General features: G+C 56.3%; 13 protein-coding genes. 4 read left to right on the forward strand and 9 right to left on the reverse strand.

Annotation, left to right across the window (positions count from 1 at the left end; translation table 11 throughout):
• Window positions 1–43 precede the first annotated feature (43 nt).
• From ABIE16_RS07655 to ABIE16_RS07675, 5 genes are all read right to left on the reverse strand, one after another.
• A complete protein-coding gene (locus ABIE16_RS07655; RefSeq protein ID WP_429520800.1) occupies window positions 44–4,585 on the reverse strand; it encodes a sacsin N-terminal ATP-binding-like domain-containing protein in 4,542 nt (1,513 codons plus the stop codon).
• 111 nt (window positions 4,586–4,696) lie between these two features.
• Window positions 4,697–7,801: a DEAD/DEAH box helicase gene (locus ABIE16_RS07660; RefSeq protein ID WP_429520801.1), complete on the reverse strand. Its 3,105-nt coding sequence runs from the start codon at window positions 7,799–7,801 to the stop codon at window positions 4,697–4,699.
• Window positions 7,802–7,804: 3 nt separating this feature from the next.
• Window positions 7,805–8,299 carry a hypothetical protein gene (locus ABIE16_RS07665; protein ID WP_058152405.1) on the reverse strand — a complete coding sequence of 165 codons (495 nt, stop codon included), beginning with the start codon at window positions 8,297–8,299 and terminating at the stop codon, window positions 7,805–7,807.
• 14 nt (window positions 8,300–8,313) lie between these two features.
• The gene (locus ABIE16_RS07670; protein ID WP_152989702.1) at window positions 8,314–8,814 is read right to left on the reverse strand and encodes a hypothetical protein; all 501 of its coding nucleotides are present in this window, start codon (window positions 8,812–8,814) and stop codon (window positions 8,314–8,316) included.
• Window positions 8,815–8,826: 12 nt separating this feature from the next.
• Window positions 8,827–10,224 carry a hypothetical protein gene (locus ABIE16_RS07675; protein WP_429520802.1) on the reverse strand — a complete coding sequence of 466 codons (1,398 nt, stop codon included), beginning with the start codon at window positions 10,222–10,224 and terminating at the stop codon, window positions 8,827–8,829.
• 782 nt (window positions 10,225–11,006) lie between these two features.
• Here ABIE16_RS07675 and ABIE16_RS07680 point away from each other — a divergent pair.
• The 4 genes from ABIE16_RS07680 to ABIE16_RS07695 all read left to right on the forward strand — a co-directional run bounded on the left by ABIE16_RS07680 (window position 11,007) and on the right by ABIE16_RS07695 (window position 14,492).
• Window positions 11,007–11,336, forward strand: a complete 330-nt coding sequence (locus tag ABIE16_RS07680; protein WP_429520803.1) for a hypothetical protein — start codon at window positions 11,007–11,009, stop codon at window positions 11,334–11,336.
• A 90-nt stretch (window positions 11,337–11,426) separates the two neighbouring features.
• Window positions 11,427–12,395: a DUF932 domain-containing protein gene (locus ABIE16_RS07685; protein WP_429520804.1), complete on the forward strand. Its 969-nt coding sequence runs from the start codon at window positions 11,427–11,429 to the stop codon at window positions 12,393–12,395.
• A 78-nt stretch (window positions 12,396–12,473) separates the two neighbouring features.
• On the forward strand, window positions 12,474–13,475 hold the full coding sequence (locus ABIE16_RS07690; protein ID WP_429520805.1) for a YqaJ viral recombinase family protein: 1,002 nt from the start codon (window positions 12,474–12,476) through the stop codon (window positions 13,473–13,475).
• 87 nt (window positions 13,476–13,562) lie between these two features.
• Window positions 13,563–14,492 (forward strand): hydrolase or metal-binding protein, encoded by a 930-nt coding sequence (locus tag ABIE16_RS07695; RefSeq protein ID WP_429520806.1) that lies wholly within the window; start codon window positions 13,563–13,565, stop codon window positions 14,490–14,492.
• 278 nt (window positions 14,493–14,770) lie between these two features.
• Here ABIE16_RS07695 and ABIE16_RS07700 read toward each other — a convergent pair whose 3' ends face one another.
• The 4 genes from ABIE16_RS07700 to ABIE16_RS07715 are packed head-to-tail and all read right to left on the reverse strand — an operon-like array spanning window position 14,771 to window position 22,968.
• Window positions 14,771–16,345: a hypothetical protein gene (locus tag ABIE16_RS07700; protein ID WP_429520807.1), complete on the reverse strand. Its 1,575-nt coding sequence runs from the start codon at window positions 16,343–16,345 to the stop codon at window positions 14,771–14,773.
• Window positions 16,338–20,315 (reverse strand): N-6 DNA methylase, encoded by a 3,978-nt coding sequence (locus ABIE16_RS07705; RefSeq protein WP_429520808.1) that lies wholly within the window; start codon window positions 20,313–20,315, stop codon window positions 16,338–16,340. Before ABIE16_RS07705 ends, ABIE16_RS07700 begins: the two co-directional genes overlap by 8 nt.
• A complete protein-coding gene (locus ABIE16_RS07710) occupies window positions 20,312–21,490 on the reverse strand; it encodes a restriction endonuclease subunit S (protein WP_429520809.1) in 1,179 nt (392 codons plus the stop codon). The genes ABIE16_RS07705 and ABIE16_RS07710 overlap by 4 nt, the downstream gene beginning before the upstream one ends.
• Window positions 21,487–22,968 carry a type I restriction-modification system subunit M gene (locus ABIE16_RS07715; protein ID WP_429520810.1) on the reverse strand — a complete coding sequence of 494 codons (1,482 nt, stop codon included), beginning with the start codon at window positions 22,966–22,968 and terminating at the stop codon, window positions 21,487–21,489. The genes ABIE16_RS07710 and ABIE16_RS07715 overlap by 4 nt, the downstream gene beginning before the upstream one ends.
• Window positions 22,969–22,971 lie beyond the last annotated feature (3 nt).

Consider the following 22,971-nt stretch of genomic DNA (forward strand, 5'->3'; position numbering starts at 1 on the left):
TAAACCTGACTGCCGGTGTCACATAGTTATCGATGAGCCTCCCCTACTCCTCGCCGCTATTTTCTGATGTGAATCGATAAGTCAGCGCTTTAGCAGCGAGCACGCCCGCGAACTGAACAGATGCGGTTGGCCGCAATGCGAGCTTGTCCAAAGGATTTGTGATTATCCGCACCTCGGGATCGCCTACCCCTGCTTGAAGATTTCCAATCACAACGAGAAAGAAATTGGGAGTAGTCCGAGCCCTTTCTATCTGGCTGGGCTCAAGTCGAATCACGTCTGGGATGGCGCCCGCATACACCTTGTACTCATAGAGGTTGTTGAACATGTCGATAGCATCAGCTCCGACGTTATGTTGATTGCGAATGTCGACGATCTCGCTTTCGTCGAGCCCAAGAACCCAGCGGCAGATCTCTGCGCCAAGGCTCTCCTGCTCTTCTTGCGTATAGTTACGCGGGGACGCCCCAGTTCCTGCTTTTCGCTTCGCTTTAGGCCTGTTTCTATCGACTTCCTGCAGCAGAGGACTGTCCTTTCTCCGGTTGTCTGGGGGCACAGAGCCTTTCGAGTTGGATCCCTCAAGAATCTGCCCGGCGGAATTCTTCAGTTTCAGTTTCGAAAGATCTACCAGGGTCTTGGGAGACTGCTTCCGCGCGGTTTCTTCTTCCGCACTCTCGGTCTGCTTGCCTCCCAGCTTTGCACTCAACTTCTTCTGACGACGTCGCTCCCACTCCTCTGACAGCTTTAAAAGCCCGACACCAGCAGATGCCTCTCGCTCGGCCCGAGCTTGCTTTTGCTCAGCCTCCAGACTCGCGGCTGTTTTGATCACCTCCGCTCGGTGCCCCGCTTTTGCGGCCGCCCAAGCAGCCAACCAATCATGAGCCATCCTCCGCATATCGCTGGCAAAGACTGTAGCGATCGCGTACGCGCCGGAATCTGGATCGCCGAGATCGTCCGGATTGGAGATGTAAAACGTGGCTGCATCCGTGTCGATCCAAGCCTTCGGCGTGAAGGACAAGACCTTACCGGGTAGAAGATCGGCCAACTCAATGGTTAGGTCGTGCAGAACGCAGACATTGAATCGCGATAGCGCGTCCCATGACACTCGTATGCTGGCTTCACTGTAGGAGTCGCTCAACGCTAGGTCTCTACGCAGGTTGGAAACCGCATTAGAGAATAGGTGGGTGAGTTCGGGGTCGTACTCTGCATGCTCGGCTCCCTTGACCCACGCCTGGGAGGCGTCGATGCGCGTAAGCCCGTATGGTTCGACCAGCGCTTCTAGTTGCGCCAGCGCTCCGCCTGGGTTCCAGACCGGAATCTGGCCTGCCAAACCGCCAGCGATAAGCGGATTTTCAACCGCGAAGATGGGGCGTACCGACAACCAGCGATCGCCTACCCACACAGGGCTTCTAGCTAGCTTTCCTCGTTGGTCGATCGGTGCTCCAGCAAGAATGCGCAATGCTTCGAGCATCACGAGGCGTTGGTCTTCGGTAAGAGTATTTCGCTTGGCTAACTTACGGAGCGTCTCCTTTGCGTCTGTTACATCCGGTGGGCGGATCTCCAGCGCTTTCCACAGCGGATCTGTACCATCGATGGCCGGAACGAACGGCTGCATTGGCCCAAACACGGCGCGCCCACTTCGGACGACTGACGGCCGCCGCCACCCGACGTTGGTTGCAATCAGCCCCTCACCCTTCCCGAACTCTGAACGCAGTGCGCTGAGGGTCAATTGGCCAGGTCGGCGGGATGTTCCTCGACCGGAGAGCTGGGTTGCAAGCGCGCGATATAGAGGTGCTGCATGATCTGCAGCGGCGGTCGCATCATTAAAAAACTCGTCCCGAATCGCGCAGAGTTTATCGAGGAGTTGGTCAGGACGTGGATCACCCGCAACCCCCAGAGTGGCAAGCACTTCCTGATACGCGACATTATCAAGTTGGCCATTGAGGTATCCGGCAGGGTTACTTCCGAAAAAGGCCTCGGTAGCTGCCGTCCGGATCCGGAGATGGTCGGGTGCAGCAGCGGCCCCGCTGGCAGAAGTGAGCCAAGGAATCGAAGCAGCCTTCGCCACCCACCACGCATCGACATGACCCCTATCCTGCCAGGAGCGGTAATCGCTGACTGCGCGCACTTTGGTATCTGAAACGAGACGATCCCAGGCTCGATTAAGACTGTTCAAGACTGCGCTTGCGCGGCGGACCCTGTCGGTGGTTTTCTTTTCATGTGCAATGTTCGAAAGCACTGCATCCAGGTGGGGTGACACTAGATCCGCCAGCGTATACGTTGCCCCGGCATCCTTCATCTGGAGATTTCGGCGTTGCGGTGAGCTAGTGCTGAGGCGAGGGACTCCCGGCTCGATAAATGCAAAACGTTGAACGTGCGCTGAATGCTTGGTCAGCCGAGGAGCAGTCTCAGCCCCCATATAGCGAAACAGACGCTGAGCCCCGATCCCTTCACGGCCGGACTCGGCGCGAAACTTCTCCGCATATCGACTGTGAAGCCAGACCAGGCCGGGAGTTTTGCCCGCGGCCACTTTCCATGCGTTCGTCTCACGCTCGATGATGTAGGCCTCACTCGGTCTCGCGGCCATGAGTATTTTCTTTCCGGCCTCGTCGTAGGTGATAGCAGCGAATCGGACCGCCCGACCGATACCTTCTCCCAACGTTTGGCGATCGCCAATTGACAGTTGCTCAAACGCTTTTCGTAACCCGTCAGCCTGTTCGTCGGTTAATGGTGAATTGAGTTCAACGCCGTTGTTGCCTGCTTTCGCGAGCACACCCAATGCCACCTTATCGGTGGCCTCGATCAGAAGCCGATCACCTCTGTGGAGCCATTCCCGCACGCTCTTCCATCCCGGCCGCTCCCTGTATGCCGGATGAAGTCGTCGACCGATGTCGAGAATGTCCCACAAATTTGCGGCTTCTTCAGGCAGCAGCACGCCAAGTCCGATGACATCTATGGGGGTGACTCGGGCGGAGTCATTCAGAACGAGGCAGGGACGATTTTCCAGTTCATTCGTGGAGTTTTTCTCTACAGCGATAGCGACAAGGTCCGCCACGAATGCAGGAGAGCAATGGACGTCGTCGAGTAGTTGAAGGGCGTCGACCACCTCGACGAGTGTTGGCGCTTGCGCTCCGATGCCGCGGAGCTCTTCAAGGGCATCTCGCCAACGGTTGTCGCCTGATCTTACTGCCGCGATAACTGTTCCAGCGGTGCCTGCGACGGTCTTGACATTGTGAGGGGTCAAGACATGCTCAAGTTCAGGGACTTCGTACGATAGTTCATGAAGGTGATAGCGCTGCTGACCGTCCTGTAGAGTAATTTTCTTGGCAAATGTCGTTCTGGCATTTTCCATCAAATGACGGTCAATTTCGGCTCGCAGTAGTCCAATTGTTTGTCCGTCGTCATCCAAATCGCTGTTCAGGGGAATCGCAGCCCATGCGGCAGCAGGATTGCGCTCAAAGTGTTCAAGCACAGCGTCAAGCCACAGGGCGCTCAGCGGCTCAACTAATGAGTGATTCCATGGATCGTCAGAGATGTCTCGGCGGCTGGTCAGTGGATCAAACTGGGCCATCATTCGAAATGGCAGGCCGATTGGACGTACCGGAAGGCCAACATGCAAATGTCCGGCGTCTACCCCGACGAGAGAAAACGCAATAGCGATTGGTGTGTAACGCGTCTGGGCCTTGCGTGCTCGAGCGTGGCCCGTGGGCACCGGGACTGATCGTGAATAGATGACCCACTCGCGAGAGTCGGAGGCCTTGGCAATACGCCGAGTCATCTCACCACCCGTGCTCTTTACAGTCTCAGGAGCGGTGCGATCTATGTGAAGTCTGGCTAGCACATCACCGGTAGCCCCTCGCAACGTCACAGTATTGAGAGAGGACAAGAAAACCAATCCGGCATCACTCCAATGCTTCAGCCACTGGGCCACGATCGCTGCGGTTGATGCGTCAGCCTCCAATGGGATCACGAACGTAGTCATGGCGTCCGTTGGCTCTTCGCCCGGCCACGTCACATCGCTTTTGGCAACCGACAGATCGTTTGCCTGGTAACGAACGCGAAAATGGCCCTGATGGACCTCAAGGATCTCTGACAACGCATGAAGCGTTTTCAAGCCAATTCCAAATCGACCCAACTGGTTCGGATCGTCGAATTTGAGGCTTAGCCAGGGAATCGCGAGTGCCCACACGTCGTGAAGAGTAAGCCCGGCCCCGTTGTGCCGAAACATGAGGCGCGACCCGTTCACGTCAACTACAAACTCTGCAGATGTTGCACCGAGATCGTCGGCATTTTGAATGAGCTCAGCAAGCCCTTGCAGCCGATCATCGCTGATATGACCAGCACTCGATTCAGCATTGGCCAGAGCATTCCGAATGCTTGCAGGTAGCGTCTTGAGTTGGGTCGAAAGTGCTGCGACACCAGCGTCTGCAGCAAGCCCATCTAGAGGAACAAACGAAAAGGCACGACGCGTTGCGGGGTCGTGGTGAACGACTTCGCGGGCATGCCATTGTGAATCCTCAGCAGTAAAGATCCGCTGCTGCCGCTGTAGTGCCATTGCGTCACCTAGTTCGTGATTCTTCGTTTTCGCCAAACCAATCTTTAGGCACAACCCTTTCGCACGCCCCACAAGGTCGAACGAATTGACTGGAGCCTTTGCTGTTGCTGAAGAGGTGTGAGATCCCTTGGAAATGAAATAAGTCGCCTAAGCCGTTGCGCTCGGAAATACCGCCGGCACTAGGTCTTTGTGAAATTTTGCCTCAGCGGGCAGTGAAATGACTTTCAAGCTTTTCTTTGCTCGCCCCACCGCGACCAGCTCCGCAACTGGGCCTTGACCATCGCCTGCCAGGCAATCCAGGTGACCTAGGATAATGACTGAATCACGAGCCCTTGATAGCGCCACATTCAGGCGATGGCGATCCAGAAGAAACTGAGTGTCTCCGCTTGCGCGGGTCATCAGCAGAATCACCATGTCGGCTTCTCCGCCCTGTACGGCATCAACAGTCGCAACAGACAATTCGAATGCGTATTGCTTGCCTTCCGTATCTTGGGTGACGATTTCCAGCTGCCCTTTGTAAGGGCACACAATCAATAGCTTCAAGGGAGTTTTTGTTGCTCTCACCTTTTTGTGCAGCGCATTCAGCAGTTGGTAGAGCGCAGCGCGCTCGGTGGAGTTAACCAGCGATGAAGGAGAATCTCCTGTACCTGCCTTCTTGTGCCGATAGTTCTGCATCTTGGAAAAGTCTACAAATAATGCGCGGGCAGCCGTCAGCGCCCAGGTACCACCCTTGCGGTGCGACCGCAGTTGGTCTTCATAAAATAGCGCGCTGACCAAGTCACCGATATCTTCATGCATTCGGTACTGTACGGTCAGCATTCCCTTGGCCTGTGGTTCCAACCCTTCATACAATTCCTGGAAGAAATTTTTGCGCAGTAGGGTTTCCACCTCCGCCAGAGGCAATGTATAGCCAATGCGCTCATCCAACACATCGGTAGTCACCGTGGGTGGCAGCTGGTTGTGATCCCCAACAAGGACTATCCGCCGAGCAATGGCAGCCGGGATCATTAGCTCGGCAGCAAAGGCTTTGCCTGCTTCATCCACGATCACCCAATCGAAAGGTTCCTTAATCAAAGCAAAGTCAGTACGCGCCATCCCTGTGCAGGTGGCACCGTGGATCAACTTGTCGCGGAACGTCCAGCGACTTGCCGCTTCGCGCCCCTTGCGAGACTTCAGGAGGGACAACCAAGTATCGTGCAGCTGGGGATTGATTTGCGCATCTCCTGCGCTCAGTGCATCGATTTTGATTTGATGCCAGTTGGCTTCAAGCGCTTCACTGATCTTGTCCTCCTTACCGTAGCGAACCGTGACAGGCCTTAAGTACTCTGCGGCCTTGAGTAGATCTTCAATCAGCTTAGTTACCGCTACGTGAGTAGGGCCGGTGATCAGTATGCGTGGCCAGAGATGTGGTGCTTGTTCTGGAAACAGGGTTTTGAGCCACTGCACCAAGGTGGTGGTCTTCCCAGCCCCAGGGGGTCCCCAGACTGCCAGTACGGGCTCTTTTGACGCCAAGATTTGGAGTACTGCTTCCTGTCCCAGATTCGACGTCTCGACGGGCTCAGGGTCAAGTGTAAAGATCGCACTGTGCACCGAAGGCGCTACAAAATCGCCGGAAATAGCCTTTTCAAGTGCTTTGGAGAGCGTTTCCTTTTGACTGCCTTCCCTGACTAGTTCAAGCCTAAACAAATCGAAGGGGTTGATCTCAGCTTCATTCATCCGTTTATGCGTGGCCAGCGTAAATTCGCAAATACCAAGCTGGGGATCTAGAAGCTTGAACGATTGCAAAGACCATATTCGATCTCGTCCAACGGCCCGCAAACGAGGTGCACCTTGCTCGCTCAGTGCAGTTTTCAACCAGTTGGGAATGCCTTGCGAGCTCAGCAGGCCTGTCACTTTGCGTCCATTCTCCTCGACCTGGCCGGGAAGAAAACCACAGCTTGCGCTCTGCTCCAAGTAAAGCTGCTGCTCACGGTACACCAATGACAGCTTGCGCAAATGCAAGGCGACTTCTCGCTGACGGGCAGCGTTTCGCTGGCCAAGCCGCTCTTCATTCAAGGCACACACGAAAGACTGGAAGCGATTGCGTTTGGTCAATTCGTCATCCTCACTCCCTATCAAAATAGGGGAAAGGGCGACGTAGCTGCGTAAAACGTCTTCAGGCGACTCATTATCCTCTAGCACATGCAGCAATCGAAAACATCGCTGTTGAGCATCGGTTTCGGTGACCAAGGCATAGCGCCCCAGCTGAAAGACGAGACGGCCGTCATCGTTCTCATAAATATGCCAAGGCCTGTCCTGGATTGCCGGTGTCTGAAAATAGCCCCACATGTTTTGGATCAGCGCTATCTGATCATCTTTGACGCCAAGCGCGACCGGCCACCAATACTCCTCGAGCCCTGATATGCGGGGGTGCAATCTCACAAGCAAATTTTGGGACTGCGAGTCGCCGAGTACGTCAGTGAGTGTCCAACCGTCAGCGAATACTTGCAGCTCCATGCCGGGTTTTATCCATTGCCCTTCCTGTCTGCCAAGTGGCAAACGCAGGATGACATCATCCATCTGCAGTTGGGCTTCATTGTTGTCCAGGCGCACGACGGTGCCTGTCAGCGTCTCGCCACCGCTTGTTGTCGCCGCGTCCAAGAGTTTCACCTTGTCGCTGCCAATGCGGGCGAAGCGTGTCTCATGGTCAACTGCGTAAAAGACCCCTCGGCCATCAAAGACTTCAGACTCGATGATGTAATTTTGAAGGCGTCCAGGTAAACCCTGTGGCAGCGAAACCACTGCGCCCTCACAGGGATAATCCGCCGGCATTTCGAGCCAGGCAACGGTCGGCAACTGCGCCGGCACCTCGCCATACAAGGTACGAATGTATTGTGCTGTGGATTGGAGATAGGCGCGCTCAGCAGTGATGCGGCCGCGGGCAAGCTCGATTTCAAGCATCATTCGACGAAAATTGGCGGACTCACGAGCGCCGAACTGATTTCTCAATATGTACCTTGCACGAGCGTGTGCCCGCTCCAGCTCGCTGGCGATTTCCACGCGCATCGCCAGCTCACTTTCAAACATCTTCACGAGTTGAATCAGGTACGGACGAATAAGGGCAGCACTTTTGCGTTCATGCATCGCGTGAATGGCGGCCAGTTCAGCCTCCAACGCTTCAATCTCGGTGTTAACGTCGTCCAAGCGCTTCCCATTCCACCAACTTATGGCTGTGGAGGTTAAGGTGATGCCCGCCAGCAATAGCATGAACATTAATTAGCGTTTCCCTGGCTGGACCAAGTCGACCATACGACCGACCATGACCTCAATGCTTGCCCGAATCTGCCGTTGATGGTCGTCGTCGATCAACGAAGGATCCATGACCGCTTCGAGTTTCTCGAAGGCTTTCAGAACCGGCGTGAGGACACTGTCGACCTGGTTCAATCGCTGGAGCTCAGGCGCCGTTTGTGCTTTGACTTTTTCGAGGTCTGCCTGAGCTTTCTGCACTTCTTTTTCAGCTAACTTGACGCGTTGCTTCCACTCAGTAGACGTTTTTTTCAATTCGACAGCTGATTGCAGCACACCAACCAGGTCGCGAAGCAGCCCAATGCCTTCAGTCAGCACTTGGGCGCGATCTCCACTAAACGCGGTTTCACGCTTGATTTGCTCCTGCAATGTTTTTTCCTTGGCAAGGTCAAGGGCATCGCTCGACTTGCTGACCGCGCTGGGTTTGGCGAGGCTGGCCGGCAGTTTGAATCGCTCATTGGACATGGCTAAGACTCCGTTCAATTAACACTGGTATTGAAATATTCCACACTGCGGCGCAGCCCTTGGTCTGCTTCCATCAAACGCTCAAACGCCGAGTCAAATGACCGAGCATCTGGCAAATCGCTGCTCCTTATCAACGACAACTCATCCAAACAATGACGTGTCAGTTGCACGCATTGAAGCGTCATCCGTCCCACCACCTGGCGAACCTTTGCTGCTTGTTCCATTTCTTTTCGAGCCAGGTCAATGTCTTGGGCCAGTGCTGCACGCTCAAGCTCGAGACGCTTTTCTTCTTGGGGAATCAAAGCTTTTAGACCGTCTCGGTGCGCACGGGCTTGGCGCAATTTCAAGTAAGAGTCGATAGCTCCCAATACTGCGGATGCTGCTTCGATGCTCATCAAAACCGGATTGGCACCGGCCGACGCTTTTTTCAAGCCCTCTTTAATGCCATGTCGGCTGGCGGCGGAGATGAAGGTCTTTGTAAAGTAGAACGCATGCCTTGGGATCTGAGTGCTCATAATTTTTCCATTTCAAAGCTGTACCCAACACCATGTACCAGTGCCTGCCTTTGCCACGCGCTGGGCGATGTCAGGAGACATGTGTTGAGTGAAGTCCTCCTCACACACGTCAGCCTCTTGGGCTTTGATGCGACCATCCCGTGGCGCCCATACGGTGCGGGTTGCGGGCTCCCAGAAGAGTGGTTGCCCTGCTTCCAGATAACGAACCATAAGCAACGCGTCGCACCCCTTCTCTCTGGGCGCAGGCCTGAACGGTGGTTTTCCAACTGGTTGAAAGTTTTTCCACAGGCCTGCAAGCACCCAATGCAACGGCACATCAAGTTCCAGGGCTCTCCAGTTTGGGGTTTGAGACAAGAACACGCGAACGTGGGGATTTCGGAGCATGGCAGTCAGTTGCTCGCCTTGCGCCTCGCTGATTTGAGCGCGCATCAGCAAATTATCCGGCAGTTCGCTGCCCCTTAAACGCATGAAGCGCTTCTGCTGTTTATGGCTGAATACGGGCGCTGGAAGATGGCGAGGGTATGTTTGAGCCACTGCATGATTTGGGTGAATTTGCTGATCGGGAGGTGCTGCGCTTGCAAACAATCCACCGACGCCACCGTCATTGAGCAGTTTTGAGGTGGCCACGCCTGCCAACAATCGTTCGCCCGAGCGCGTGATGATTTGTCCCTCTACCAGGTCTTCCTCGACAAGCAACTCAACGATGTCTTGGACTGAAATCAACGGCAAGCCAGTCAGCTCGGCGATTTCATTGACGTTCAATTGTTGACCCAGTGCTTCAAGGACAAAAAGCCCTACGGCATCACAACGTCGGGGCACCCTGGCAAATGTGCGCACCTGAAATTCCATCGCTTTAAAATACAACGTGATGCACGGTGACTCTGGTCGCAGCGAGCAAGCCTTGATGCTTGCGGTAACACGTCCCTTGCGGGCACGTTTGTCAGTGAGCCAATTCTCCTCAAGCAGAAGATTGCTGATCTGCACGTTGTGCTCTTGAGCGATATTCAGAGCTTCAGAAGGATGATCAATCCAGCTCCAACTGATCTCGGCCAATGGTACCCAGAGGCGCAGTTGTCCGGCCATCAGCCAGGCGCCTCGATCATCAAAACGCTCTACCTGCGCCTTCACGATAGTGCCTGGTTGCAGATTGCTCAAAGCATTGCGTAGCCGAGCCTCAGCTAATGCATGGACACTCCCCTTCCAGCCCTTTTCATCAAGGCTAGTTAATACGAACTCCAGGTGGTCGCCCACGCTAAATAGGCTTACTGGGTTTTCGACCTTGGCGTTTGTGCTCAACAATTCATGCTGAGGAATCAAGACAGATGTGTCCTGATACTTTACGAGCACAGATTTTGGCAAAATTTTTACCACGCTGCCTGCGACAATCCTTCCGCAATTCTCTCGACCCATCGGCGCACTCGTTTCTCTCGCTGGACGAGAGGACGTAGCCGTCCGACTCGAGCGCTCCGACCGAGAATTACGTTCTGAAGGAGAAGGCTCAAGCACGCTCAGCAGGCGTGAAAGAAAATCAAGCAATCCAGCATCTCCATCCATTGATAGGCTGTTTAATAGCGCCGTTAACATCATGTTTAGGGCTGCCCATGAGTGTTTTGCACTCAGGCTTTTTGGGGCCCATGGCAATACCACCGGCTAAGATTGGGTTGTGCCTAGTGGGTTGCAGTAAAACGTAAAGACAGTCGCACACTACATGGAGCACCACTGGCCTGGCATGACGATAATCTTATCCCCCTCCTCCCTGCAGAATCCGCGAATTCGCTAAAGTCCTTACGATGGAGGCTTTATGCCACGCCCAACACCATTGGAAGGTAATACCTCAGGTGCCGAACGGCAAGAGGGTGGCTAGGCCGAGTACTCGCTATGAGCCGCAATGAAGTAAACGTAAGGAAGTGGCGCGCCCGCCAGCAGCGTCGCCACCTCACAGCCTCAAAAAAATGCAGTACCTACCTAGCCACAAGAAGGAGCAATTGCTCGGAATAATCACCCGTATTGGTTGTTTGCAGCTCTTCGTGACAGACAGCTATCGGCTAAGGCCCCCTAGATCAGACGTCCAGTTTTGGCCGACTGTTGCCCCTTATGCCATTGGTTTTCGCTGCTGAAAAGCGGCCATTCGATTCGAGAAAATCTCAATCACACATTACCGCAATGACATCACCACCCAGGAGGTTCGTCCCATGTCATTGCAGTGCCCCAAATGTCACTCCCCAAAAGTCGCTTCCTTCCATCACGCCATGAAAGTCGGCGCGACCATCGGCACCGTGGGCGGTGTTGCGCGTGGCGTCAGCGCGGCTCTAGCTGGTGGCCAGACAGGCGCAGCCCTCGGCGCTATCGCCGGACCGGTCGGCATTACCCTCGGCTCCGTATCGGGTGCCATCCTCAGCGGTCTGGCCGGCGGTGTCGGTGGTTGTGCACTCGGCGCTCAGCTCGGTGAATCACTCGACCGCCACGTCCTGGCCCACAACCTCTGCCTGCTCTGTGGTCATCGCTTCAACCTACCGGCCTGATTGGCCCTCTCTCCTTCCATTTATTCGTCCGCACAGTGCTGCGCCTCGCGCAGCGCTTTATGCCGGCCTGCACCCAAAGGAATCGTTCACATGACACATCTCGTCGAAACCATGGCCTACGCTGGAGCTACTCCCTGGCACGGCCTTGGCAATCAACTCACCCAGAAACAGCCCATCGAAATCTGGCAACGCGAAGCCGGCATGGCCTGGCAGATCCTGGAAAGCCCCGTGCATTTCAAGTCGGATGCCATCGGCCACCTGGGAGCTATCCATTCTTTTCCAGAGCAGAAGGTGCTCTATCGCTCCGACACCAAGGCACCGCTATCGGTAGTCTCTCAGCGCTACCACACGGTGCAACCTCGGGAAGTGTTGGAGTTTTATCGCGACCTCACCGAGGTTTCCGGCTACGAGTTGGAAACGGCCGGAGTACTCAAGGGCGGGCGCAAGTTCTGGGCGCTGGCGCGTACCGGGCAAGGCGTTGCTCTCAAGGGCAACGACCAGGTGAATGGCTACTTGCTGCTGGCTACCTCCTGCGACGGTACCCTGGCCACGACAGCAACGCCGACCACTGTTCGCGTGGTATGCAATAACACCTTGACCATCGCCTTGGACGGCACCAGCCGCGCGATAAAAGTGCCGCACAACACGCGCTTCGATTCAACGCTGGTGAAGAAACAGCTCGGAATAGCCGTCTCGCAATGGGACGATTTTATGTACCGCATGCGTGCACTGGCCGAGCGCAAAGTGCAGTGGCATGAGGTGCTGGGCTTCTTTATGAGCGTGCTGTGCGAGACCAACCCGACCGGCACGCTGCCAGAGGTACTGCCCAACGAGCGTGCACTGCGCAAAGTCCAGGAGCTGTACGAGGGTCGGGGCCGGGGCAGCCAACTCGACTCGGCACGCGGCACCGCTTGGGGCCTACTCAACTCCGTGACCGAGTTTGTTGATCACGAACGTCGTGCACGCAGCACCGAGTACCGCATGGACTCGGCGTGGTTCGGCCAGGGCGCGCAGATCAAGCAACGTGCCTTAGACACCGCTCTACAACTGGTCGCCTGACCGCTTACTTACCCACCCAATAACGCCCGATCAGCCTAATTGCTGATCGGGCGTTTCTTTTTCCGCAAGGTGAACACCATGACAGCTACTCCGTTGAGCAGCAACAGCAGGCCGCGCCCGGCGCTGCGCTTGATCAGTACCAAGGAACTACCGCGTGAAGACTGGTTGGTGGTGCGCAAGCAGGGCATCGGCAGTTCTGATGCAGGCGCGGCCGTTGGCCTAAATCCCTATAAGTCGCAGCTAGAACTATGGATGGAGAAAACCGGGCGTGACGCCACTTTACCCAAGGCCGATCCGCACGATGAAGAAAGCCCGATGTACTGGGGCATCGTGCTGGAGCCGGTCGTGGCCTGGCATTACAGCAAGCGCACGAAGAATAAGGTGCGGCGCATCAACGCCGTACTGCAGCACCCTGATCCTGAGCTGCCCTGGATGCTGGCCAACATCGACCGCGAGGTGATCGGTGCTGACGATGTGCAGATCCTTGAGTGCAAGACAGCCGGCATAAACGGCGCACGCCTCTGGAAAGAAGGCGTGCCCGAGTATGTGCAACTGCAGGTAATGCATCAGCTCGCAGTCACCGGCAAGCAAGCTGCGGATGTCGCGGTACTACTGGGCGGCCAGACGCTGGAGATCCACCGCATCGAACGGGACGAGCAGATGATTGCTCGCCTGATCGAACTAGAGCGCAAATTCTGGCATTACGTGGAGACCGACACGCCTCCACCTGCTGATGGCTCAGCCTCGGCTGATATGGCCCTGCGTGCGCTCTATCCGGAGGACAACGGCCAGACCGTCGACTTCAGTGGCCGCGCCGGTTTGGCTGCGGCCTACCTGGAACTCAAGGCGGTGCGCCAATCCATCAGCGAGAAGGAAACCCGCGAGGCCCAGCTCAAGCAGATGCTGCAACAGGCCATGGGGGATGCCACCCGCGCGGAGTTCAGCCACGGCTTTATCAGCTGGAAGAAATCCAAGGAAAGCCACGTACTCGACGTGGATCGAATGCTCCAAGAAAAGCCCTACCTGGAGGTTCGCTACTCCAAGCTCAAGCAAGGCAGTCGGCGCTTCTTAGTCGGCTAATGCCACCCTTTTCACCCTTCCTCCCCTTAGCCAGTCCATGCAGTTCGCTCTGCGTGGCTGGCCCTTGTTGTTTTCAGGAGAACCATCATGCTCAAAGGTCTTGCTATCACCCCGCCCGTATTGGGCAGAATTTCTATCGGTAAGGTCATCGAGAAGAACGGCAAGCGCCTGCCGGAGAAAGATGATCAATTCACCATCACCTCGCAAGTACAAGGCAAGGACGGCTGGCTGCTGCATCCGCTTAATGATGAACTGCGTAAAAACCAGGACGAGAAACTACGCAGCATCCCAGTACGTCTGCTATTCAACGAACCGGAGCTGAATTTTCGCGCCGACTACACGCTGTTTGATCGGCAGTCTGGCAGGCCGTTGTGCGTGGGCAATGGCGAGACCTGCAAGCGCGTCACTCAGGACGGTATGCAATCACTTCCTTGCCCCTCGCCGGATGCCTGTCCGCTGGCCAAAGGCGGTGCCTGCAAGCCTTATGGCCGGCTGAATGTGCTGATAAGTGATGATGATCCGCTCGGTAGCTTTGTATTCCGCACCACCGGCTTTAACAGCATTCGCACCCTGGCAGCTCGCCTGCATTACTTCCAGGCTATTTCCGGCAATCGACTGGCTTGCCTGCCGTTGGAGCTGCGTCTGCGTGGTAAGTCGACTCGGCAGAGCCATGGCACGCCGATCTTTTATGTTGATCTCACCATGCGTAGCGGCCTGAGCATGGAGGAAGTATTACTGGCTGCCCAGCAACTGGAGCAAGCACGCCAATATGCAGGCTTCGACCAAGCTTCATTGGACAGCGCGGCTCGGCATGGGTTTGGCAATGGGGTCTTCGAAGAAAGCGAGGAGGATAACAGCGCCGTGATCGAGGAGTTTTATTCAAGCGCAGATACGGAAACCGGTACAGCCCAGGATGAAGAGCTGCGATCGGCGTCCAACGGACTCGCTCGCAAGCTAGAAGCGCTTGCCTCGTCAGCCGGCGGAGCTTCACCTGCCAGGCCTAAACACATCGGCTAGGCAACCTACCTCGGAGACCCGCTATGACGCTACTTCGATTTCTGCTCTGCCTGTTTTTCTTCATTGGTGCAATTGCTGCGGCGGGAGCGCTGGTGATTAGCATTGGGCTGATTCTACGCTTCCCACCATTGCTGGTCGTTGTGCTACTGGCGCTTTGGATACTAAGACACATGCTCAAGCTGCAGCACACATCAAACCAAAACACTCACCACCTTTGATTCTCAATTCAACCGACTAAAAATGTAGGGAGGGCTAATGCCCTCCCTACATTTTTCTTTTTATGCGTTCAATGGCAACTCACGAGCGAGTGCAGCAGACAGTTCAACACACAGATGAAGGACCGCGTACGCCGTGCCCGGATCGATCGGTGCTCCTTCTTGGTGTTGTCCGAAGTCTCCAAACGCGTGCACCGCATTCATCAAGACAAAGGTTCCCTTCGTGATGTGCGCTGCGCACGGGGCACTCTTGTCTGTACCAGTCATGAGGTTGAGCAAGCGCACACGGTGTACACCCTGAGGGAAAGTCGTCTTGAATTTGTCGATACCACCCTCTTTGTTGTACTCCCAGATCGATATCCAACCGGAGGGTATCCGCTTTTCTGGCAGCTCAGCCTTCCAGACCAGGTCAAATGCTTTGTCAACGATGCCACGGACATTACTCAGGAACATACTGGGGTGGTCGGGTAGATCCTCTGTACCGCGCTCAAGATAGCGCTTCAACGTTGAATCAATGCCGTTGACCTGTCCAATCCGGCGTTCCAACACTCCCTTGAGATTCTTCCGATAGGCATCATCTGTCCCAAACAAACGAACAAGTGCATTGCCCTCGTGTGGCTGCTCCCCAAGGTAGCGTTCAAGCAGCCGACAGGGTCTCTGTAGCTTGTTTGCTGACGTTTGCACAAACCCACGCTCAATCAGCGTATCTGCATCTGCGGCAGCTATACCCGCTCGTGCGACAGAACTTTCATCTAGAACACGCCGAAGAAGATCCTGAGCAGAAGGGAGGCAATCGCTCCAGAGAGCATCCAGTTTGTCAGAAATCGTAGGGAATGCACTCTCACATGCAGCCTGCATGGCTACTGCGCTCACAGCCCCCGGCCCACCAGACTCGCATACGGTGTTGAGTACACCCAGCATTACTACCGGGAAGCCATTGCTCGCATTCCAAAGCTCTGTCTGGGCACCCGCAGCAAGCTGCCACTCCGGCATCTTTTCCAAAACAGCCGCCAAGTCATTCTCATCGAAGCATCCCACACGCACCGGATTCGGCTCGAAGATATTCCAGAAATCACTAGTCTGAGCCTCTGGATTGCGAATCAAGTCGCGCAATGTGCGCCGACTGGCAGTGACCAATCTGAGGCTGGGTTTAAGCGCCAGTTCCCGCAGTTGATCCCATAGGTTGCGCGTCAGTTGCCCATTGGATAGCGGCTTATCAAAGCCATCCATGATTATTAGTACTTTGACGCCCTCATCCTTCAGTATATCCAGCACCTCAGCGATGTCCTGGTAAGGGTTGTCCTGAGAGACCTTGAGATGATTGGCATAGTCGGTGTAGCTGCCCCTTAATGCTGAAGAGAGCTCGCTCGCCAATCGTTGCATGAAGAGCGCATCAGTCCCAGGCGTCTGATGACCTAAGTCCCATAGCAGGACAGCCGAGTAGGGTGAGCCAGCCTGACGCAAGCGGGCAGCCAACTCATGCAGAAGCACCGTTTTGCCGGCAAACCTTGGCCCGACCACTTGCAGATGATCCGGAGTCGCCTTGGTCAGAGCGCCCATCATTTTTTGCAGAATGGCCCCTCGTCCGAGCATCGGTGGTACAGCAGTGCCCAATATAGGGAATTGAGTGTCAGGCATTTTCTTCCTCCGCTTCCGTGCGCGCGCGGCTGGCCACCACGTCTGCATCCTGTTGTTGTTCTATCCAGTCCGTCATTAACGGGATGGCCAAGCGATATTCACCATCGCCGATTTCGCCTGAGAACTCGATAAGCTCAAGTTCACGTAGATAACTCAAATCGGCATCAAGCGCTTCATCGTTGACGTCCACGCCGGCTTGAGCCAATTGTTCGTGTAAGGTGCCAAAATCGATGTGCGTTCCCTGTTTGAAGCTCAGCGCACACAACAGCAAGATCAACTGCCGGCGATGGCGGCCCGTCTTGAGTCCCAGGGCTGAGTAATCCCACAAGCTGGCGAAGTGCTCGTTGTCCCGCACCAGCGCATGCGCTGCGTCATTAACCACGCTTACGGTGATTGACCTGCTCTTGGTCTGAACCGCGTAGTCGAACACACGGTTGCACAGACACTGCATCAGGTAAGGGTGGCGTGCAGTGACCTCGATCACCCGTTCAATGGCCTCCTGGGAGAAGGCCAACTGATCACGCACAGGCTCGGTGACCACCTTGCGTGCGCTCTCCATATCGAGTGTCGTCACCGGGATGCTCGTTCCCAGTCCGTACAGCGCTGACCAATACTCTTCGCGTAGCCGCTTCAGGCGGCGCGATCCGGTCAGGATCGCCGAGAACTTCGGGTAGGTCTGGATAAGGAAGCGGATATTCTCCGGCACCTGGGGTGAGGTCACCCCGTTGTCGATGCCCTCCTGCAGCTTGTCGAACTCATCGAGCATCAAAACGAGGCCAAGTCCCAAGCGCTCCAGAACGGTCAGCACCAGCTCCAGATACTCGCGGAATTCGGTAAACGGTGACTCGTCACCGATGCCCTCACGGCAGGCTCGCGCCACGCCCAACGCGAGTTTCCCGGCTGGAAGCATCTGGCCATTGGGCAGCGGTACATCGATGCCCAATTTGGTTAGTGCCGTAGCGATGCTGCGGGCGATCTCGCGGAAAACTTCGGCCGTCGGCACACCCACGACTTGAGCAGCGCCTTCAGCCCCTTGCAGGCTGGCATACACCGCCAACCAACCTGGAATCGCTAAACACCCTTCAAGATGCTTGAGGATCGAAGTCTTGCCAGCCCGACGATTACCTTCAAGCAGTACCACATTTCCATGGGTCGCGATTTGACGGCTGATCTTACCGAGCAGCTCGTCGCGGCCGTAGAAAACGCTATGACCATGTTGAGGCTCCAGCGGGCTGCCGGTCACATAGGGGCTTCCGCCCAGTTCGGCGGGCACAGTGTTGGCCACTAGCTCGGGCTCGGCCACGCGGATGACCAATTCGATTTCCCCATCGACTTCCTGCCCCGACAAGGCTCGTGCCTGCCAAATCAGGCGCAGCGCCAGATCGCCAACTTGCTTGGAAACGTCCCCTCGCAGGTTGATCGCGAACGCACCCCGCTCTGCGAGATACGGTAGCTCGACGATGCCCCAATCCGGCTGAGTTTCCACACGCACATTGCGCAGCGGCAAGGCCCCGGGATTTTCCAGCTCCACGGTAAACTCGGCGAAGCTACCCGCCACCAGTGATCCCGGCGAGGTACGCACCTGCAGTCCATTCGAATCGATCAGGTCTGCAATCGCCGCGCGCAACCACTCCCGAAGACGCTCGCCAACGGCACGCGCCTGCGATTCAGAGGGTAGGTGGCCGGTGGTCTGCTCTAGGGTGGCTTGCACCCCTCGCTCAGCATCCTGCAACACACTCAACAGCCCAGGACCTTGTGGAATCTGAGCGACGCCAGCCAGAGGAAGCAGTGCCTGGTTCAGCGGCATTAGCCAACGTCCAGCCTGGCTGCTGACCTGCTCATGAGCCACCCAGTTCCGGGCCCTACTGACCACGGCGACGATGGGGTCGAAGTGGCTGAGTGCTGGCGTGTCGTCTAGGCCACCTAAAAACTTGGGCACCTTGCCATCTAGCTCCGCCAGCCATGCGGCGAGGCGATCTGATTCACTGCTCCCCGTTGCCTGGGACAGAAACGCAAGTGCATCAGTGCCAAACTCGCGAAACTGCGCAGCGGCACGCGCCTGCATCTGGAGTGGAGGCAGCGGCACCGGCAAGCCATCGAGTACGGCTCGGTTGAGGTGTTGAATCACCGCTCCACGTGACTGAGCGGCAAGCCAGTTCTGGCAAGCAGGACTGGCGAGATAAGCCAACAAAAAACCTGCGTCGAGCCGCTCCTGATCAGTCCGCAGCACGTAGAGACCGTTAGCTGCGATAGCACCCACAGCACCGTTGCGCACCAAGGCTGTCTTTCCGATGGTGCCGGATTTAGACACCAGAACGTCACCCGGCAGCAGGGCCCAACGCTGTTCAACGCTGGCCAGATCCGGGCGCAGCCAACTCGAGCTGCGTCCAACCTTTCCTTTACTGAGGTCCTTGATCCGGACATAGCCCACCGCTCGCTCACTTGGGGGCTCCCCCAGCAGATCAGCAGACTTAATGGATCGCCCGGCCGTAATTTGAGCCACCTCGGCGAGCGAAACCACTGCACCGGCTTCGCCCAAGGCTTCTTTGAGGCTGGCCAGTAAGTCATCAAGCCCACCCTTCTCACGACGGCGTGGGCTGAGATCCCATTCCGCAGCTTCAAGCTCACTGATACTGAGCTCCCAAGAGAAGCGGCTGATCATACCCCTATCCGGAGTGTTTTCTTCGTGCCCCTTGATTGGCTTTCGAAGCTCGGGACGGCGAAGCTCGCTTGCGAGTTGCTCGGCAACCTCCGCTCGGATCGCCGGAGCCTTGCGGCCAGACCGTGGCTCAAACAATGTACTGGCATCTGCCATCCGTACCCGGCTAGAACCACCTTGCTTACTGAGCACCAGCAAACTGCCCTTCACACCGGTATATGGAGCAAACGCCCCAGCTGGAAGTCCAATCACTGCCTCAACCTGCCCCTGTTCCAACAAGTAGCGACGCAACTCTCGCTCTGCCCCGCCACGAAACAGAAACCCCTCAGGTACTGCTATGACAGCACGCCCGTGAGGCTTGAGCTGAGACAGCGCGTGCTGAATAAACAAGCCTGTGCTGTCGTTTGTCGCAATTGCGAAGTGCTGGTACCGCCAAGGCTCGCGGCTGGTCTTAGCGCCGATAGGTGGGTTGGCCAGAACCACATCAAAGCCTTCGCGGCTGGGGCTGCTCAGCGACTCTCGCTCCAGACTATTGCCCAGCTCCAGCCGAGGTGCCTCAATACCTGCCAGCAACATCCGCGTCAGGCCGATCAGGAAGGCGTTACCATTGATCTCAATCCCCGCTACCTCCAGCAAAGCGCCGGGGCGAAGTAGTTCGTTGCGACTGCGCTCGGCCTGCTGCCAGGCAGCCACCAGGAAGTTGCCAGAACCAAAGCATGGGTCGTAGATGCGCTCGCCCGGCTGTATGTTCGCCAGCGCTGCAACGAGGCGAGCGATATTGACCGGCGTGGAGTACTGCCCATCGTAAGGATCGCCGGTTTCGGCGATGGCCTGATCGAGCAATTCCAGTAGCGCACGGCGCTCGCTCGGAGTCTCGAACGGCAGATCGGACACCCAACGCACGAAGTCGTGCAGGTAGACAAAGTTCACCTTCAACACACGGCGTAACGGCTCAGCCAGCGTGTGCAGATAGGCTGCAACTTGGTGCGTCGCATCGCCGCGCAACCCCTCCACATAATGCGCCAGCTCCCGCAGCCGCTCGGCGATAGCGTAAGGGTGATCCAACCGTACCCAGTGCCGCCACTGCAACGGTTCGGGTAGCAGTGGCTGGTAGGTTCGGTCTTCGAAGACCGCCATCGCTTCCTGCTCGGCATCCTGGAGGTCGGCCCAGCGCAGCAGCAGAAAAGCAGCGAACACCTCGCGGATCAGCGACCTAGACTCGCTGGCAGGCATCTCGCTGCGCAGCACGTCCAAGGCAGCGACCCACTGGGAGGTGGCTTCGCGCAATTGCTTATCTTGCAAGATGCTCATAGCTCCCCGGCGAAGGCTTTGCGGAGGATGGCTTCGCGCAATCCGTCCGTTGCTTTCCATCGAGTACCGCATTCATTCCGAAGGTTGGCCGCTAGTTCTCCAAGATCGGCGTATTTCTCCGCAAGCTGACACTGCTCATCCAGCGGCGGCAGAGGCAGGCAAGAGCCCAACAAATCTTGTTGATTGATGCTCGACTGACCGATTGCATGCTTTGCTCGCATCCGCAGGTCGTGGAGAAACTGAGGCGCATTCATTAGCCAAGCAAGAACGTCCTGCCGAGCCTTCGCAACATCAACCCGGAGCCGGATCAGCATGGCCTCGAAGACAGCTGATTCCGTCAGCCCCTCAACCACTGTCGACTTACCAACAAGCTCTCGACTATTCACTCGACTGACGATGATGTCACCATTGCTGATCGCATAGTCACTTGCCTCTTTCTCAGTGACATTTAGGCGCTCTAACCGAGTCGTGTCGAAATGGGCTCCATTGATGTTGAACATACGCAACAAGATCGAACCAGATCCATGATGTTCTCGTGGCTTGTAGAGGCCATTCTTCGCCGAGGTCACGAGAGTTCCGAGCTCCACAAGCGGATAGCGATCAAGGCACTCTTTCCAAAGGTCAAAGCGAAAAGCTTGGGGAAGGTAACCGGACTCCTGCTGCACTTGGCTGGTGAGGTATCCAATCTCATCCACTCGTTCCATGCATTCCTTGATGCGAGCAACGATGCGGCGCTGCTCAACCATGTCCGGAAGTGGAATCCGAATCATCTTAAGATCCTTCTGATTCAACTTTTTCAGCGTAGCGCCCTTTACGAGGCTCGTAACGTCTTGATGCGCAATCGCATAGTTCAACCAATCAACATCCACACATGGCAACGCACGAAGCACGTGAGCATGATTATTTACCCAGGCCTTGCCGGAAACTCTGTATGAAATAGGCTTGAACAAGTCGTAGAAAAATCCACCGTCCTCTGCGACCAAGACAAGATCTTCGTTAAAGATCCATTCGTCGATAAAGCCAACCGGCCCATTTGCACCGTAATAGGGAATGCTGCCCTCGCGCCCTCGGCGCGCGTCAGAGTTTACTGGCTTCCGTAGCCGGTCCAGAACCTCCACGCATTCACCAAGCTCAACCATATCAAAGGGCGTCGTGAAATCAGAGAAACGAATCATCCCGCGCTCTCCAGCAAACTCTCAAGCTCTCCGAGTAAGTCAGAAATTCGGGATTCCTTGGTCTTGATGGACTGCACGAGCTCAAGCGCCGGCCGATGCTCGTAGTCGTCCACCTTGTTCGGGTTCTTGGCCGAGAGGTCGTAGCCCTTGGCCACGATGTCAGCCAGGGGCACTGTCCAGGAGTTATCGCCCTCCACGCGGCCTTGCCACTTGGCCAAGAAGTCAGGCAGCTGGTTGCCTGCGATCGGCTTGCGCGTCTGCTTGAGTTCGAAGCCGTCGTTGGTCAGATCGTAATACCAGACAGACTCCGTGCCTGATCCGTCTTGCGCGCGGTCGAAGAAGATCACATTGGTCTTAACGCCGGTATAAGGCAGAAAGCATCCTGCCGGCAGCGACAGGATGGTGTGAACCTTGAACTGCTCCAAAAGCTCCTTGCGTACCCTCTGATCAGGGCCGCCACGGAACAGCACCCCCTCGGGGATAACCACCGCCGCGCGACCGCCCTTGGCCAGGTTGGCCATGATGTGCTGCAGGAACAGGCACTCGGTGGCGCTGGAGCGAACGCGAAAGTTGGTTTGCAGCTCCTGCGCCATCTTGCCGCCATAAGGCGGGTTAGCGAGGATGACCTGGTACTTGTCCTTCTCGGCCACGTTCTGGCTGTGCACTTCAAGCGTGTTAGCCAACTCGAGGCTGGCGCCTTCGATGCCATGCAGGATCATGTTCATCGAGCCCAGTAGGTAGGTCAGCGGCTTGAGCTCCAGGCCGAAGAAGGTCTTGTGCTGCAACTCATCGAACTGATTGCCGCTCAGGGTGCTGTTGTAGCGTAAGTAGTCCGCGGCCTCCCCCAGGAAACCTGCAGTGCCGAAGCAGGGGTCGTACACACGCTCCCCGGATTGCGGCTGAATCACTTGCACCATGGCACGGATGATGTGGCGCTGGGTGTAGAACTCGCCAGCGTAGCCGGCCGAGTCGGCCGCCACGCGCTTGAGCAAGTCTTCGTAGATTTCCGACAGCACAATGACATCGGTCTCGCTGGAGAAGTGCAGTCTATCGACCTGCTGCACTACCTTGGCAAAGCTCACGCCCCGGCGGCTGTAATTGCGCACGTTGTCGAAGATGCGGCGGAAACGCTGGGCCAGCGCATCATTGCCCAGGCCTTTGGAGAGGTCGGGACTAGTGAGCTTGATCCATAGCTTGCCGTCGACAAACTCGAGCATGTCGTCGGGGTGGTCGGTGTCCTTTGCCCAATGGCTCCAGGCGTAATTCCCCTTGAGACGGCGCTCGTAGGGCGTGTCGTCGAAGGCGGCCTCTTCCTCCTTGCGTGTTTCGGTTTCGTCGAAGGCCTTGAGAAAGAAGAGCCAGGCAAGTTGCTCCACGTAGTTACGGGCATCCACTCCCTCAGCATTGAGCTGATCGCAAGCGTTTTTGACGATCTGCTGCACTTCCTGGCGGCGGTGATCGGTGTTGTTCTGGGTCATGTA

This window comes from Pseudomonas sp. 2725 (genome assembly GCF_050434585.1).
Classification (GTDB): Bacteria; Pseudomonadota; Gammaproteobacteria; order Pseudomonadales; family Pseudomonadaceae; genus Aquipseudomonas; species Aquipseudomonas jessenii.

Bases quoted from the DNA above. Each gene is read 5' to 3' on its own strand.
- ABIE16_RS07660 (WP_429520801.1), bottom strand. From the start codon at position 7,801: ATGTTCATGCTATTGCTGGCGGGCATCACCTTAACCTCCACAGCCATA.
- ABIE16_RS07665 (WP_058152405.1), bottom strand. From the start codon at position 8,299: ATGTCCAATGAGCGATTCAAACTGCCGGCCAGCCTCGCCAAACCCAGC.
- ABIE16_RS07670 (WP_152989702.1), bottom strand. From the start codon at position 8,814: ATGAGCACTCAGATCCCAAGGCATGCGTTCTACTTTACAAAGACCTTC.
- ABIE16_RS07675 (WP_429520802.1), bottom strand. From the start codon at position 10,224: ATGGGTCGAGAGAATTGCGGAAGGATTGTCGCAGGCAGCGTGGTAAAA.
- ABIE16_RS07680 (WP_429520803.1), top strand. From the start codon at position 11,007: ATGTCATTGCAGTGCCCCAAATGTCACTCCCCAAAAGTCGCTTCCTTC.
- ABIE16_RS07685 (WP_429520804.1), top strand. From the start codon at position 11,427: ATGACACATCTCGTCGAAACCATGGCCTACGCTGGAGCTACTCCCTGG.
- ABIE16_RS07690 (WP_429520805.1), top strand. From the start codon at position 12,474: ATGACAGCTACTCCGTTGAGCAGCAACAGCAGGCCGCGCCCGGCGCTG.
- ABIE16_RS07695 (WP_429520806.1), top strand. From the start codon at position 13,563: ATGCTCAAAGGTCTTGCTATCACCCCGCCCGTATTGGGCAGAATTTCT.
- ABIE16_RS07700 (WP_429520807.1), bottom strand. From the start codon at position 16,345: ATGCCTGACACTCAATTCCCTATATTGGGCACTGCTGTACCACCGATG.
- ABIE16_RS07705 (WP_429520808.1), bottom strand. From the start codon at position 20,315: ATGAGCATCTTGCAAGATAAGCAATTGCGCGAAGCCACCTCCCAGTGG.
- ABIE16_RS07710 (WP_429520809.1), bottom strand. From the start codon at position 21,490: ATGATTCGTTTCTCTGATTTCACGACGCCCTTTGATATGGTTGAGCTT.
- ABIE16_RS07715 (WP_429520810.1), bottom strand. From the start codon at position 22,968: ATGACCCAGAACAACACCGATCACCGCCGCCAGGAAGTGCAGCAGATC.